The organism is Curtobacterium sp. 320 (genome assembly GCF_031455235.1).
Taxonomy (GTDB): domain Bacteria; phylum Actinomycetota; class Actinomycetes; order Actinomycetales; family Microbacteriaceae; genus Curtobacterium.
Genome location: NZ_JAVDSI010000010.1, coordinates 72340 through 87239 on the forward strand (window position 1 = coordinate 72340; position 14900 = coordinate 87239).

General features: G+C 71.7%; 13 protein-coding genes. 8 read left to right on the forward strand and 5 right to left on the reverse strand.

The genetic code is table 11. The annotated features are described in order from the left end of the window. The 3 genes from J2X60_RS13920 to J2X60_RS13930 all read right to left on the reverse strand — a co-directional run bounded on the left by J2X60_RS13920 (window position 1) and on the right by J2X60_RS13930 (window position 3922). Entirely contained in the window at window positions 1–1359 is a 1359-nt protein-coding gene (locus J2X60_RS13920) for an extracellular solute-binding protein (protein ID WP_092384142.1), read from the reverse strand. A gap of 158 nt (window positions 1360–1517) precedes the next feature. Continuing rightward, a complete protein-coding gene (locus J2X60_RS13925; protein WP_309888280.1) occupies window positions 1518–2759 on the reverse strand; it encodes an ROK family transcriptional regulator in 1242 nt (413 codons plus the stop codon). Window positions 2760–2872: 113 nt separating this feature from the next. Continuing rightward, window positions 2873–3922 carry a zinc-binding dehydrogenase gene (locus J2X60_RS13930; protein ID WP_309888282.1) on the reverse strand — a complete coding sequence of 350 codons (1050 nt, stop codon included), beginning with the start codon at window positions 3920–3922 and terminating at the stop codon, window positions 2873–2875. Between the two features lie 80 nt (window positions 3923–4002). Between J2X60_RS13930 and J2X60_RS13935 the strand changes: the two genes are divergently transcribed. Both J2X60_RS13935 and J2X60_RS13940 read left to right on the forward strand, forming a co-directional pair. Further along, a complete protein-coding gene (locus tag J2X60_RS13935; RefSeq protein ID WP_309888284.1) occupies window positions 4003–4944 on the forward strand; it encodes a DUF3097 domain-containing protein in 942 nt (313 codons plus the stop codon). A 71-nt stretch (window positions 4945–5015) separates the two neighbouring features. Then, a complete protein-coding gene (locus tag J2X60_RS13940; RefSeq protein WP_070416650.1) occupies window positions 5016–5666 on the forward strand; it encodes a spermidine/putrescine ABC transporter substrate-binding protein in 651 nt (216 codons plus the stop codon). Window positions 5667–5933: 267 nt separating this feature from the next. On the opposite strand, the gene J2X60_RS13945 is transcribed toward J2X60_RS13940, so the two are convergent. Together J2X60_RS13945 and J2X60_RS13950 are read right to left on the reverse strand one after the other, a co-directional pair. Continuing rightward, window positions 5934–6932, reverse strand: a complete 999-nt coding sequence (locus J2X60_RS13945; protein ID WP_309888288.1) for a LacI family DNA-binding transcriptional regulator — start codon at window positions 6930–6932, stop codon at window positions 5934–5936. A gap of 11 nt (window positions 6933–6943) precedes the next feature. Beyond that, complete coding sequence (locus tag J2X60_RS13950; protein WP_309778950.1) at window positions 6944–7420, reverse strand: DUF3054 domain-containing protein; 477 nt, start codon at window positions 7418–7420, stop codon at window positions 6944–6946. A 121-nt stretch (window positions 7421–7541) separates the two neighbouring features. Between J2X60_RS13950 and J2X60_RS13955 the strand changes: the two genes are divergently transcribed. The 6 genes from J2X60_RS13955 (at window position 7542) to J2X60_RS13980 (ending at window position 14707) form a co-directional block, all read left to right on the forward strand. Continuing rightward, window positions 7542–8492 (forward strand): hypothetical protein, encoded by a 951-nt coding sequence (locus J2X60_RS13955; protein ID WP_309778951.1) that lies wholly within the window; start codon window positions 7542–7544, stop codon window positions 8490–8492. Window positions 8493–8891: 399 nt separating this feature from the next. Beyond that, a complete protein-coding gene (locus tag J2X60_RS13960; protein WP_309778952.1) occupies window positions 8892–10049 on the forward strand; it encodes an extracellular solute-binding protein in 1158 nt (385 codons plus the stop codon). Further along, entirely contained in the window at window positions 10046–11077 is a 1032-nt protein-coding gene (locus tag J2X60_RS13965) for an ABC transporter permease subunit (RefSeq protein ID WP_309888290.1), read from the forward strand. Before J2X60_RS13960 ends, J2X60_RS13965 begins: the two co-directional genes overlap by 4 nt. Then, window positions 11074–11886, forward strand: coding sequence for an ABC transporter permease subunit (locus J2X60_RS13970; protein ID WP_309778954.1), 813 nt, complete (start codon window positions 11074–11076; stop codon window positions 11884–11886). The genes J2X60_RS13965 and J2X60_RS13970 overlap by 4 nt, the downstream gene beginning before the upstream one ends. A gap of 104 nt (window positions 11887–11990) precedes the next feature. Continuing rightward, window positions 11991–13076 carry an ABC transporter ATP-binding protein gene (locus J2X60_RS13975; protein ID WP_309888292.1) on the forward strand — a complete coding sequence of 362 codons (1086 nt, stop codon included), beginning with the start codon at window positions 11991–11993 and terminating at the stop codon, window positions 13074–13076. After that, window positions 13073–14707, forward strand: a complete 1635-nt coding sequence (locus J2X60_RS13980; RefSeq protein WP_309778956.1) for an inositol monophosphatase family protein — start codon at window positions 13073–13075, stop codon at window positions 14705–14707. The genes J2X60_RS13975 and J2X60_RS13980 overlap by 4 nt, the downstream gene beginning before the upstream one ends. Window positions 14708–14900 lie beyond the last annotated feature (193 nt).

The following is a 14900-nucleotide window of genomic DNA, read 5'->3' on the forward strand; positions in this document are numbered from 1 at the left end:
TCACGGACCAGCCAGCTGGTTGGCGTTGTCGATGTCCGAGTCGAGCTTCTTGAGCTTCGCGTCGAGGTCGCCGCCGTTCTGCTGGTACGCCTGCCAGAACTTCGTGAAGGTGCCGATGTAGGCGGCGCCGTCCGCGGTGCCCGGCGAGGTCATCGTGTCCTTGTCGCCCGCGACGTCGACGAAGGTCTTGTAGTTCTCGTCGACCTCGAGCTTCGGTGACTCGAGGGCCGAGGTGAGCGTCGGGATGTTCTTGAGCCCGTTGCCCATCGTGACCTGCGCGTCGGTGTTCGTGGAGAGGTACTTCAGCAGCGCCCAGGCCAGTTCGGGGTGCTTCGACCCCTTCGCGATGCCCGCCACGTTGCCCGCGATGTAGGTCGATCCGTAGTTGCCGAGGCCGTCCATCACCGGGGTCGGTGCGGTGCCGTAGTCGAGGTCCGGCTTCTGGTCCTTGATGAAGGCGGTGCGGTACTCGCCGTCGATCTGCATCGCGACCTGACCGGTCTGGAACGCGTTGTCGGCGGCGAACTCCTGGCCGAGCCCCGAGGTGAAGGCCTTGAGCTTGTCGTAGCCGATCTCGTCGACGAAGCCCTTCTGCCAGGTGATGAGCTTCTTCCAGGCGTCGGACGTGCCGATCACGCTGTTGCCCTTCGCGTCGAGCCACGAGCCGTCGACCATCGGGGCCCAGTGCTCGGGGGAGTTCTCGTAGAAGTCGATGAGCGGGTTGAAGCCGAGCTGCTTGATCGACCCGTCGGCGTTGTACGTGGTGAGCTTCAGGGCGTCGGCCTTGAGCTCGTCGAGCGTCTTCGGCGGGGTCGTGATGCCCGCCTTCGCGAGCAGCGGCTTGTTGTACATCAGCGCACTGACGTCGGCGAGGGCCGGCAGGGTGCAGCGCGTGCCCTTGTACTGCGTGTACGACTGCACGGCCTTCGGGATGTCCGACAGGTCGACCTTGTCACGCTTGATGTACGGCGACAGGTCGCGGAAGGCGCCCGAGGAGCAGAAGCTGCCCACGATGGCGGTCGAGTACGACAGGCCCACGTCGATGTTCTGGCCGGACGAGATCGCCTTCTGCAGCTTCTCGTCGTCCTGGCCGGCGTGGATGTCGACCGTGACGCCGGGGTTCTCCTTCTCGAAGCCGGCGACGGCGCTCTTCACGACGCCGGCTTCGCGCCCGGTGAAGAAGTGCCACAGGGACACGGTGCCCTTGAGGTCCTTCGGTGCGCTCTTCTCGATCGAGTCGGCGCTGCTGCCGGAGCTGCAGCCCGCGACGACGAGGGCGCCCACGGCGGCGACGGCCGTGGCGGTGACGATGCGGCGGAACGTCCGGCGGTGCGGGACGTTCGGTTGGGGGAGGGACACTGCGGTACTCGCTCTCTGGTCTCGCTCCGACGCGGTGCGGTCGCGGTGCCGCACGCCGGACGGATCCGGGCGTGCGACGTCGTTTCCGGGCGCGCCGAAGAGCCCTGGGACAGGGCCGGGTGATGGTGCCTCGAGTGGTGCGGGTGGGGTGGTGCTGGTCAGGGGCGCTCGGCCGGGTCCGGTGCGGGCACATCGTCACTGATGCGTTCGAGCCGGTCCGCGAGCGCGGTGCGGACGACGTCGATGAGGACGTGCCGCGCACCGTGCAGGACGGGGGTGTCGGGGACGCCGGGGGCCACGACGGCGGTGGACCAGCGCGTGCGGGTCCGGAGCCAGGCGGTCACGGCGGCGGCCAGGGCGGGTCCGCCCGCGATCCCGGTCGGGCCGTGCAGCACGACCGTCTCGGGATCGGCGACGGCGAGGGCGGGGAGCACGTTGTGCCCGACACGCTCGCCGAGGGCGGTGGTGAACGGGTGCTGCTCGGGGAGCCCGGGCAGCTGCGGGAGCACCTGGCGCCAGTCGGCAGCGGTGCCGTCCGGTGCCGTGATCCCGTGTTCGGCGGCGAGTGCGATGATCGCGGACTCGGAGATGAGGTCCGCGACGATCGTGGCCGTCGGGTCGATGGAGCGTGCGTCTGCGGGCACGCCGAGGTAGCCGATCTCGCCGGCGGCACCGGACGCGCCGGTGTGCAGGTGGCCGCCGAGGTCGAGCGCCATGCCGAGGCCCTCGGCCATCCAGAACAGGGCGAACGACCCGGGGGTCCGTCCGGCGCCCATGTTCCGTTCGGCGATCGCCGCGAGGTTGGCGTCGTTCTCGATGACGACGCGGACCCCGAGTGCGGCGGAGAGCGTCGCGGCGACCCGGTCACGGGGCCAGCCGGGCAGGCCGTCGGTGAAGATGAGGGTGTCGGTCGCGTGGTCGACACTCGCCTGGACCCCGACGCCGACCGCGGTGACGAGGTCCGGGTCGACGCCCGCGGCCGCCGCGGCCCGGGAGATCGCGGCGGCGACGATGTCGGCACCGGGCGCGCGCATCTCGGCCGGGGACATCGTGTGGGTCGCGACCGGGAAGGTCCGGCCCGCGGCGTCCACCACGGTGCTCCGGACGTCGACGAGCTGGACGTCGACCGCCACGCCGAGGTCGCGGTCGGTGATCGCTTCGTAGACCACCGCGCTCGGGCCCCGGCGACCGGCCTGCGATGCGGTGCCGGCTTCGCGGATGAGGTCCGCCGCCTCGAGCCGCCGGATGATCTCGGCCGCGGTCGGTTTGCTGAGGCCGGTGCGCTGGGCGATCTCGTTGCGGGTGAGCGGCCCGTCGTCGAGCAGGAGCTCGAGCGCGGCCCGGTCGTTGAGGACTCGCAGGAGGCCGGGCTGGCCGGGGGTGCGTCCTCGAGTGGTCATGTCGAGGACTGTAACGGACAACCTTCTTTACTGAAAGGTTTGTTTACCGATTCGAAACACGCGTTCCGCTCCGCGAAACGCGTGGAGCGGAACGTCGACGTCGCGGACGGGCACTACGGGCGCAGGAGCACCTTGATCGCGCGACGCTCGTCCATCGCGCGGTACGCCTCCGCCGCCTCGTCGAGCGGGAGCTCGAGGTCGAAGACACGGCCCGGCTCGATCGCACCCGAGAGCACGTCCGGCAGCAGCTCGGGGATGTACTTGCGCGCCGGGGCCATGCCACCCGCGACGGTGATGTTCGTGTCGAAGAGGTACCGCGTGCCGATCGTCGGCACCCCGTGCGGGACCCCGACGAAGCCGAGGTTGCCACCCGGGCGGACCGAGTGCAGTGCCTGGTCCATGCTCTCCTCGGTGCCGACGGCCTCGACCGCGCAGTCGGCCAGGTCGCCGCCGAGCAACTCGCGGATCGCCGCGACGCCCTCCTCGCCACGCGCCTCGACGACGTCCGTCGCGCCGAACTCGCGCGCGAGCGCCTGTCGGTCGGCGTGCCGGCTCATCGCGATGATCCGCTCGGCACCGAGCCGCTTCGACGCGAGGACGGCGGACAGCCCGACCGCGCCGTCGCCCACCACGACGACCGTCTTGCCCGGGCCCACGGCTGCCGACACCGCGGCGTGGTGCCCGGTGGAGAAGACGTCCGACAGGGTGAGGAGCGAGGGGACGAGCGCCGGGTCGACCGGGCCCGGCACCGCGACGAGCGTCGCGGAGGCGTCCGGGATGCGGACGTACTCGGCCTGGGCGCCGCCGACCGGGTGGCCGTACGCGTCCTTCCCGCCGAAGCCGGACAGGTGGTCGCAGCCGGTCGTCATGCCGTGGCGGCAGGCCTGGCACGTGCCGTCGTTCATGGTGAAGGGGGAGATGACGAAGTCGCCGACGTGCAGGTCCGTGACGGCGTCGCCCACCGCCACGACCTCGCCGACGAGCTCGTGGCCGATCGGACGCGGCTGCTTCGTCGGCGTGACGCCCCGGTACGGCCAGAGGTCCGACCCGCACACGCACGCCGCGACGACCTTGACCACGACGTCCTTCGGCGTGATGAGGTCGGGCTGGTCGCGGTCCTCGACACGGATGTCGTTCGGGGCGTGGATGATCGCAGCGCGCAAGGGTGTGCCTTCCGTCGAGATGGTGGGGTGTGCGGCCGGTCGACGTCGTCCGGGCCCGGGACGACAGTACCCTCGTACGGGTGGACGACGACCGGTACGGCAGTGACGTGCTCTCGGGCGACTGGCGCTCGCGCGGGGTGCAGAAGGTGCGGCAGGTGCCGCTCGAGCGGGACATGGTCCTCGAGGACCCGACGACCGGCTGGGCCGGCGCCGTGGTGCGGCTCGAGGCCGGCAACGTGGAGCTCGAGGACTGGAAGGGACGCACCCGGTCGTTCCCCTTCAGCGGGCAGTTCCTGCTCGAGGGCGAGCTCGTCACGCTGGGCCGCCCGCAGGCGCCGGTGGGGCGGCGCGCTCCGGCTGGCGGTGCGGGTGCCGGTCCGGCGGACGGCGCGGGTCCCGGGAGGCGCGGCTCGGCCCCGGCGGTCCGGCACGCGTCCGACGGTGGTCGCCTCCGCACCGCGTCCGGATCGTTCGCCGTGGAGTCGCAGCGCGCCCGGGTGGCACTGCCCTCCCGGATCATGGTGGAGGGCAAGCACGACGCCGAACTCGTCGAGAAGGTCTGGGGAGCCGACCTCCGGGTCGAGGGCGTCGTCGTCGAGGAGCTCTCCGGCGTCGACAACCTGGCCGACGTGCTCGACGACTTCCGGCCGTCGCGCGACCGTCGTGTCGGCGTGCTCGTGGACCACCTCGTGCCGGGGTCGAAGGAGTCCCGCTTCGCCGACGCCGTGATGCGGGGGAAGTGGGGCGCGCACGTGCTCGTCGTCGGGCACCCGTTCGTCGACGTCTGGCAGTCGGTGAAGCCCGCCCGCGTCGGACTCCAGGCGTGGCCGACGATCCCGCGCTCGATCGAGTGGAAGAAGGGCATCTGCCAGGCGCTCGGATGGCCCTCCGCCGAGCAGGCCGACATCGCCCGGGCCTGGCAGCGGATCCTCGGGCAGGTGCGCACCTTCGCCGACCTCGAGCCGCAGTTGCTCGGTCGTGTCGAGGAGCTCATCGACTTCGTGACCGAGCCGAAGGACTGACGACCCGGCCGTTTCGTCGACTTCCGCGGGATGCCGGGGGTGATCCGCGCCTCCAGGCCTACGCTTGTAGCATGGACGGCATCGACGGACGCGTGCGCAGCGCTGTCGAGGTCTGGCTGCGCTGGCTGCCCCGGTGGCAGATCGGCACCGCCCGGCCCCGGACACGCATCTGCCGCAAGTGCACCGGCTCACCGATCGCCACCGCCGCGGGCTTCGGACCGGACGTGCCGCACGCCGTCCAGCACGCGTTGATCGGCCGCATCTCGACGATCATCGAGGACGCCGTCGACGACTACACCGCCAAGAACCTGCCCCTGCTGCAGCGCGAACTCGAGCGGGCCGCGGCACGCAAGCGTCACGCCGGGTACCAGCCGACCGAGGGCCTGCAGCCGGAGTTCCAGGGCCTCGACGTCGACCCGGAGCCGTCACCGGGGGAGCCGTTCCTCTTCACCCTCGGCGAGCTGACCGGCACGGGCGCGCACGAGCAGGCGCCGCGCGAACCCCTGTCGGACGAGGCGAAGTCGGCGCTCCGTCACGAGATCGCCCTCTCCGACGAGTGCGCCCGTTCCACCGGCACGGCGGTCTGCCTGGCGCTCATCGACCACCGACCGCGGATCGCCGAGGCGGTCGAACGACTCGTCGAGCCGCAGATCGAGGCCCTGGTGTCGGACATGTTCCGCGGGTTCGACGGGCCGGAGGCACCACGCGCCGGGCTGTTCTGACCGGTGTGCGGTCGAGGCGGGCCGGGTCGGGCTGCGTGCGGTCGGGTGCGGTGCTCGCCTTGCCGTGCGAGCCTGACCACTCCGTGCGTCGCTGTTTCACCGCACCGAGCCGCGGCCGGCGCACGGCCCGATCAACCTCGCACGGTGTCCCTTGCGCCAGCCTCGCACCGGCCGCCGCAGGCCGCACCAGCTGATCGACCGCGCACCGTGCGCGCCGGATGAACAGGCCACCGGACGACCACCCTCGCACGGTGCTGAGTCCGGCGGTCAGCGTCGGAGCAGCGTGCGCCCGGGGATGACGGTGCCGCGTAACGATCGGTGCTCGACGGGCCGAGCGGGATCGTCGATGCGGCCGATGACGAGGTCGATCGCCTCCCGGCCGATCCGTTCGATCGGCTGCTCGAGCGTCGTGAACCCGATCCAGTCGTTCGCGAGCGGGTACACCCCGTCGAAGCCGGTGACCGACACGTCCGCCGGGACTCGCACGCCCCGCTTGGAGAGAGCGTCGCACACGTCGAGCATGAGCCGGTCGGTGGGGCACATCACCGCCGATGCCCCGGACTCGGCCACGGCGTCGACGACGTCGGCGGCGAGGGCGTCGGCCGTGCGGACGAAGCTCGCGTCGATGTCGATCACGCGCACTCCACGGGAGCGGAGTCGCTCGACCATCGCGCTCGAGCGCGCGTGCTGGGTGATCGCGTTGTCGAGGGGGACTGTCAGGACGACGACCGTGGTGTGGCCGGCGTTCGCGACAGTGTCGGCGATGGTCGCTCCGCCGTCGGTCTCGTCGCAGTAGACGCTGGAGAGAGCCGGGTGCAGTTCCGGACGTCCGGCGACGACGGTTGCGATGCGCGGTGCGAACTCGGCGATGTCCGCCGCTGGCATGAGGCCGCTGCAGACCACGAGTCCGTCGACCCGCATCGAGACGAGCGCCGCGAGCGCGGACTTCTCGTCCTCGACACGACCAACGCCGGTCGTGGTGACGACGCGGTACCCGAGTTCCGACGCGCGACGCTCCATGACAGCGTGCAGCGCGGTGTAGACCATCGACGAGGCATCTCGCACGAGCATGCCGATGGTGTGCGTTCGGCCGCTCACGAGTCCCCGAGCCATCGCGTTCGCCACGTAGCCGAGTTCGGCGGCAGCTCGTTCCACCCGTTCCCGCGTCTCGTCGGAGAACCGACCGGTGCCCGAGAGCACGCGGCTCACGGCTGACTTCGAGACGCCGGCGCGGGCGGCGACGTCGAGGATGGTCGGCTGAGACACGCGGGTGCCGTTCACGCGTCGGACGCTGCGGCTTCCTGCGGCCCGTTGCCGTCTGCGGTGTCACCGCCGCGGCCTGCGGGCCTGCCTTCGGCGCGTGTGCGTCGGTGGACGAGACGGATGGCGCCCTGAGCGATCGCACGCCAGCCGACCAGGAACAGTCCGAGGACGATCGTGGCGACGATGACGAAGGAGATCGGCAGGGGGTTGCCGTCCACGTCGCCCTGGCCGGTCGCGACACGGATCGCCATGCCGACGAAAACCGTGAGGATCCAGGCGACGACGCCGGTCGGCCAGAACCGGAGCGGACGAGACCACGCACCGCTCGTGACGTAGGCGATCGCCCACCCCGCGAGGAACGGGTACGCGGTCGTCCATACCCCCAGAGCCGTGCTGCCCTCGCCGTGGGACGACCGACCGACGAGCGCGAAGACGACGATGAGGACGACGTCGACGACGGCTGCGAGCCAACCCCAGGTGCGTGTGTTCACCCCATCATTCTCGCAGTCTCGCGCCCGGGGCTGCTCGTCCACATCGTCGAGGCAGGAAAGACCATCCACAGTTGTCATCGACGGGGTCCGGCTCGGGGATGCGACTGTCGAGCATCGGCGCATGACGATCGATCTGAAACTCGCACCGGCTCCCGAAGTCATCACCTACCGAACCTCCGCACGACGCCCCGATGAGTCCGAGGTCATCCGTCGCCGAGCCGCCGCAGGAGAACTCACCCGCGTCGCACGCGGCCTCTACGCGGAGACGTCGGCGTGGGCCGGATTGAACGCCACCGGCCGCCACCACGTGCGGGTGCGCGCGTTCGCCGACCGGGTCCGGCCCGGCGACCTGGTGTCGCACGTGTCGGCGGCGGTCGTGTTCGGCGTGCCGCTCCTCACGCCCCCGCCGGTGAGGATCCACGTGACCTCCCGCGGGGCTGACCGCCGCACCACGAACGCGACGTTCGTGGTGCACGCGGACCTCGACCCCGAGCGGAACCGGACCGTCGTCGCGACTCCCGACGGACTGCTGCTCTGTGCCCTCGACCGGCTGGCGACCGACCTCGCGCTCACCCTCCCGTTCGCCGATGCGGTCGTCGCGCTCGACGCCGTCCTCCGGCGCGGGGTCGACCGCGGATCGGTGCGGTCGGCGGCCAAGCGACGAGGGCAGAAGGGACGGCGGCGTGCCCTGCGCGCGATCGAGTTCGCGGACGGCGCGTCGGACTCTCCGGGGGAGTCGTTCGCTCGCGCGCGGTTCGACCAGTTCGGGACGCCCGCGCCCGTGCTCCAACACCGCTTCCGTGCGGCGGGAGAGCCGGACATCGTCGTGGACTTCTGGTTCCCCGACGCCGGTGTCGTGATCGAGTTCGACGGGGCGGTGAAGTACGAGAAGAGCGAGTACCTCCGTGGACGGACCCCCGCGCAGGCGCTGGTCGCCGAGAAGATCCGGGAGGACCGGCTCCGGTCGTTCCCCGAGGTTCGCTTCGTGCTCAGGCTGACTTGGTCCGACCTGCAGAACGAGTGGGTCCTGCGCGCGAAGCTCCGCAGAGCGGGCGTGCGGATGTCGCGCTGACGCTGATCGAGCTCGCACCGTGTGGGTTCGTGGGACCGAGGGGGAACCCGCACGGTGCGCCGGCCGACGTCTGAGTGCGGCGTGGTCGCTCCGTGCGAGGTCGTCGGCTGCGGGTGTCGCCGCGGCACCGTGCGGGGCGATTCAGTCGAGTTGGACGTGACCACTCGGTGCGAGGTTATAGGCGGACACGGGGTGGGCAACCTCGCACGGGTCGGTGGAGTCGGCACCGTGCGCGCCGCGCGGAGTTCATCCGCGGGCGATCCCAACGGCACCCGCCGTTCACCCCGCGGCGTCACACTGGTCGCACATGCGGGAACGTTCCCGCAAACACTCGCACTCACTCCGCAAGCCACCCCACACCCCACACCCCGCACCCCACACCCCAGGGAGACCACCGCCGTGAAGACCCGAGCCCTCGCCGGCCTCGCGATCGCCGCCGTCGCGACCGTCGCACTGTCCGGCTGCGTGCAGAGCGCCAACGCTTCGAACGCCGCCGACTCCAGCAGCGGCACGACCGCCCTCACCGTGTTCATCAGCGGCGACACCAACGTCCAGGACCTCTGGGAGAAGTCACTCATCCCCGCCTTCGAGGAGCAGCACCCCACGATCTCCGTGCGCACGAGCATCGACCTGCACGGCGAGCACGACGCGCAGACCCAGGCGAACCTCGCCACCGCGGTCAAGGCGGGCAAGGACGTCGCGTACGACCTCGTCGACGCCGGGTTCGTCTCGACCGCCGGCAAGGCCGGACTCCTCACGAAGGTCAGCGACAGCAGCATCCCGAACCTCAAGGACGTCCCCGAGGCGACGAAGCAGCAGGGCGGCACGAGCGCGATCCCGTACCGTGCTTCCAGCGTCCTGCTCGCCTACGACTCGAACAAGGTCTCCGACCCGCCGAAGACCCTCGACGACCTGCTCTCCTGGATCCGGGACAACCCCGGGCAGTTCGCGTACAACTCACCGTCGTCCGGCGGCTCGGGCGGCTCGTTCGTCGCGACCGTCCTCGCGAAGTACCTGACCGCGTCCGAGCAGAAGACGATGCAGACCACGTACGACAAGTCGCTCGAGTCGAAGTGGGACGAGGGCTTCCGGACCCTGAAGGACCTCGGGCCCTCCACGTACCAGAAGGGCGTGTACCCGAACGGGAACGACCAGGTCGTGCAGCTGCTCGGCAGCGGGCAGATCTCGATGGCGCCCGTCTGGAGCGACCAGTTCATCACCTCGCAGAAGACCGGCGTGATCCCGAAGACCGTCAAGGCCGTCCAGATCGCCGACCCCTCGTTCACCGGCAGCGCGAGCTTCCTCGGCATCCCGAAGACCGAGCCCGCCGCCAAGAAGCGCGCCGCCGAGGAGCTGGCCGACTTCGTCCTCAGCTCGAAGGGACAGCAGCTCGTCGCGAGCGCCGTCTCCGGGTACCCGGTCGTCCCGCTCGACTCGCTGCCGAAGTCGGTCTCCGAGCAGTTCGCCGACGCGGACCCCTCGAACCTCCGCCTCGGCTTCCAGAGCGACTTCGCCGCCGACATGAACGCGGCGTGGGACGCGAAGGTCCCGCAGTGACGGACACCGTCCAGCACGGCCCGGCGGTCGACCGGGAGGCCCGCGGCGACTCCGCCCCGGGCCTCCCGGCCGCCCCGTCCCGCGGCCACGGCACGCCGGACACCGCGCATCGGCCCACCACCCAGGAACGCCTGGACCGCCGTCGGCGGCGGCAGGGCCTCGCACTCGTCGCCGCCCCGGTCCTCGTCGTCGTGCTGTTCGTCGGCGTCCCGGTCGTCAATGCCGCGCTGTTCAGCCTCGGCTTCACCGGCGGCCTGAACCAGGCGCTCGCGGACATCGGCGGCGACACGGTGCACGGGTTCTCGCTCGCGGTCTACGGCACGCTGCTGGGCAATCCCACGTTCCTCCGGGACCTCGCGGCGACGCTCGGCGTCACGGCGCTCTCCACCGGGGTGACCGTGTCACTCGCCGTGGTCGTCGCCGTGATCCTGCGGCTCCGCGGCGGGTTCCTCGGCAAGACACTCAGCGTGCTCGCCGTCGTCCCGATCTTCGTGCCCGTCGTCATCGCGAGCTGGTCGATCCTGACGTTCACCGACGCCCAGGGCTTCCTCCGCAGCCTCGGCGCCCAGTTCGGCGTGGACGTCCCCGTCTGGGGGTACACCTTGGTCGCCGTCGTGTTCGGCAGCGTGTGGACGAGCCTGCCGTTCGCGGTCCTCATGGTCGCCGGCGCGCTGCAGGGCACCCCGGACGCGCTCATCGAGGCCGCCCGGGACGCCGGTGCGAGCACGTGGCGTGTGGTCTGGCAGGTGCTCCTGCCGATGGCGAGGACGCCCCTCGTCATCGCCACGACGTTCACCGTGATCGGGGTGCTCGGGGCCTTCACGGTGCCGTACTTCACCGGACCGAACGCGCCGACGATGCTCGGCGTCGACATCTCGAAGTACTTCCAGGCGTACAACCGTCCGCAGCAGTCGACCGCGATGGCCTTCGTCGTCTTCGCCTTCGCCGCCGCCGCCAGCGTGTTCTACCTCCGCTCCACCGTCCGGTCGAACGCGAGCGAGCTCGAGAAGCAGAAGGGTCGGTCGTGATCCGTCGTCTCACCGGCACCGCTCTCGTATGGGCCGCCGCCGTCGTCCTCGCCGTGTTCATCGCCGGTCCACTGCTCTGGCTCGCCGTCCGGGCGTTCGCGACGACGTGGACCTACCCGAACCTGTTGCCGGATGGGTGGACCCTCGAGTGGTGGGGGCGGGTGTTCGACGACCCGAACCTCGGTGTCGCCGTCCAGAACTCCCTCGTGCTCGCCCCGCTCACGGTCGCGATCGCCGCGGTCATCTGCCTGCCGGCGGCGTGGGCGATCAGCCGCATCGAGTTCCCCGGGCGGCGGCTCGTGCTCGTCGGCCTCTTCGCGACGAACGCCTTCCCCAAGATGGGGCTCTTCGTGACGATGTCCGCGATGTTCACCGCGCTGAACCTCATGAACACGGTCACCGGGATACTCATCGTGCACGTCCTCGGCTGCGTCGTGTTCATGACCTGGCTCCCGGCGGCGGCGTTCTCCGCCGTACCGCGTTCCCTCGAGGAAGCGGCGCGCGACGCGGGTGCGAGCCGCTGGCGGACGTTCTGGAGCGTCACGTTCCCGATCGCGTGGCCGGGCATCCTCGTCGCCGTGGTGATGAGCTTCCTCGCCTCGTTCGACGAGGCGCAGGGCACCTACCTCGTCGGAGCCCCGACCTACATGACGATGCCCACCGCGATGTACTCGCTCGTGCTGAACTCCCCACGCCAGGTCTCGGCGGTGTTCGCGATCGCGCTGAGCATCCCCTCGGTCGTCCTCATGACGCTCGCGCGGAAGCACATCATGGGCGGCCGACTCGCGGACGGGTTCCAGATCCGATGACCCGCCCGGACCGACCGACCCGATCCACCCGACCGACCAGACCGACCGGTCCCGGCCCGACCGCGCGTCCGTCCCGGACCGATCCCAGCTCGAAAGGCGACCCGATGACGGACGCAACGATCCTCGCGGAACGCGAACCGCGCCTCCCGGCACGCACCGACCCGGCCGTGCGTCCGGACGCGACGCCCGACGGCGGACTGACCGTCCGTGGACTCCGCAAGACGCTCGGCGGCCGCGACGTCGTCGCCGGCATCGACCTCGATGTGGCGAAGGGCGAGCTCGTCTCGCTGCTCGGCCCGTCCGGCTGCGGCAAGACGACGACCCTCCGCATGGTCGCCGGGTTCCTGCCCGTCGACGGGGGCGTGGTCACGATGGGGGACCGCGACGTGACGACGCTCGGCCCGGAGCGGCGGCCGAGCGCGATGGTCTTCCAGAACTACGCACTCTGGCCGCACATGACCGTGACGCAGAACGTCGCGTTCCCGCTGCGCACCCGACGCGTGCCGAGACAGCAGGCCACGGAGCGGGTCCGCGAGGCGCTCGAGCTCGTCGGGCTCACGCACCACGCCGGATCGAAGCCGACGGCGATCTCCGGCGGCGAGCAGCAGCGCGTCGCCCTCGCCCGAGCGATCGTGCAGGAGCCGGACGTCCTGCTGCTCGACGAGCCGCTCTCCAACCTCGACGCAAAGCTCCGGGTGAGCGTCCGCGACGAGATCCGACGCATCCAGCAGCGCCTCGGCATCACGACCGTGATCGTGACGCACGACCAGGACGAGGCCCTCAGCGTCTCGGACCGGATCGCGGTCATGCACGACGGACGGATCGAGCAGATCGCCGCGCCCGCCGAGCTGTACGCACGTCCGGCCACCGGCTTCGTCGCGTCGTTCATCGGGTCGACGAGCGTCGTCGCCGGACGGTTCCTAGCCGCGACGTCGGTGGTGCCCAGGGCCGACGACGCCGTGCTCGTCCGGCCGGAGCAGGTCACGCTCACCGACGGGTCACCGGTCCGCGCGACGGTGGTGCGCGTGCTCATGCGCGGCCACTTCGCCGAGGTGGTGCTCGCCGCCGACGGTGCCGAGCTCCGGGCGTTCGTGACCGGTGTCGCGCCGGCGGTCGGCACTGAGACCGGTGTCCGGATCGGTGACGTGCTCGTGTACCGCGACGGCGTCCTGGTGGAGGCAGCCCGATGACCGCGGACGCACCCGCGACCGCGGACGCACCCGCGACCGAGAGCGGCCCGATGGCCACGGTCGCGCCGGCCGCCGCGGGTACCGGCACGATCCCCGGCGCCGGGCGCGTCGTACGTCGGCCCCGCCTCGTCGCCCACCGGGGTGCGCCGCGCGTCCGGCGCGAGAACACCCTGCCGGCCATCGCCGTCGCCGAGGCCCTCGGCGCCGACACCATCGAGGTCGACGTCCGCCGCACCGCCGACGGCGTCGCCGTGCTGCTCCACGACGAGACCCTCGGCCGGATGTGGGGCGATGCCCGACGCGTGTCAGAGGTGGACTGGTGCGACGTCGCCCGGCTCGGGAACGGCCTCGACCGGATCCCACGACTCGACGCCGCACTCGAACGGCTCGACGGCTGCCGGACCTCGCTGCTCGTCGACCTGACCGACCCGGAGGACGCCCTCGTCGCCGCGCGGACCGTCGCGGCGCACCGGGGGAGCACCGGCGTCGCGTGGTGCGGCGCGCCCGACGCGATGGCGGCGGTCCGCGAGGTCCTCCCGGACGCCGACGTCTGGCTCGCGTGGGAGTCGCTCGAGGCGCCGACCCCGGCGGACCTGGCGCCGCTCGCGCCCTCGACGCTGAACCTCGACGTCGCGTTCCTCACCCCGCGCACCGTCCGGGCCGCGCACGACCTCGGCCTCCTCGTGTCGGTGTGGACCGTGGACGGCCCCGAGCCGGCGGTCTGGGCCGCCATGTCCGGCGTCGACTCGATCACCACGAACGACGTCGCCGCGGTCCGAGCGGCACTCGCAGCGGCGGAACGGGACGGCTGGCCCGAGCGCGACCGCGATCCGACCGAGACCGAGGTGGCCTCACGCGCCGAAGCACTGGCGTACCGGATCGCCCACGAGGTGATCGCCTTCACCCGCGAGCACCCCGTCGGCGAGGTCACCACGAAGGCGCACCCGGCCGACCTCGTCACCGACGTCGACCGGCTCGTCGAACAGCACGTCCGTTCCCGGGTCCGGACGGTGTTCCCGACCCACGGCTTCACCGGCGAGGAGTACGGCGCGGCACCCGGCGACCGGCACCGCTGGTACCTCGACCCGGTCGACGGGACGACGAACCTCGCGAACGGGGTGCCGTGGACCTCGATGTCGCTCTGTCTCACCCGCGGCGGTCGTCCGCTCGTCGGCGTCGTCGCCGATCCGTGGCGCGGCGAGGTGCTCGAGGCCCGGAGCGGCCGCGGAGCCACCCTCCGTGACCGGACGCTGCGCCTCGACGACGCCCCGCGGGCACTCGCCGGAGCCGTGGTCGGGACCGAGCTCGACGGGCACCGGCCGTGGCCCGGGTTCGGCGCGTTCCTCGACGCCCTCGCGGCCCGCTCGTGCACGCTGCGGGTGCAGGGGTCCGGGACGCTGACGATCGCGCAGGTCGCGGCCGGGCGGGGGATCGGCGGGTGCGTGTCGGCGTTCGACCCGATCGACCACGGTGCTGCGGTGCTGCTCGTGCACGAGGCCGGCGGCGTCGTGCTGACCCGGGAGGGCCCCGTCGACGGGTTCCCGCCGGCGGGCGAGCCGTTCCTCGTGGCGCACCCGGGTGCGGCGGACGAACTGCACGCCGTGTGGACGGCGGCGCTCGCCGCCGTCTGAGCGTCACCCCTGTGGGCCTGGAGGCGCGGTGCGGGCCCGACCCGCGCCTCCAGGCCCACAGGTGGGCGCGTGACGAACCGCCGGCTCTCGGGTGACTCTGTGCGGGCGTTCAGTCAGTGGTCGCCGGCGCTCCCTAGGGTGGCAGTCCACGGCACCGCTCCACGGCGGGCCGCACTGCTCCGCCGCCGGCGGG

Excerpts from the sequence above, each read along its gene's own strand:
- J2X60_RS13925 (WP_309888280.1), bottom strand. The coding sequence starts at position 2,759 with ATGACCACTCGAGGACGCACCCCCGGCCAGCCCGGCCTCCTGCGAGTC.
- J2X60_RS13940 (WP_070416650.1), top strand. The coding sequence starts at position 5,016 with ATGGACGGCATCGACGGACGCGTGCGCAGCGCTGTCGAGGTCTGGCTG.
- J2X60_RS13955 (WP_309778951.1), top strand. The coding sequence starts at position 7,542 with ATGACGATCGATCTGAAACTCGCACCGGCTCCCGAAGTCATCACCTAC.
- J2X60_RS13975 (WP_309888292.1), top strand. The coding sequence starts at position 11,991 with ATGACGGACGCAACGATCCTCGCGGAACGCGAACCGCGCCTCCCGGCA.
- J2X60_RS13980 (WP_309778956.1), top strand. The coding sequence starts at position 13,073 with ATGACCGCGGACGCACCCGCGACCGCGGACGCACCCGCGACCGAGAGC.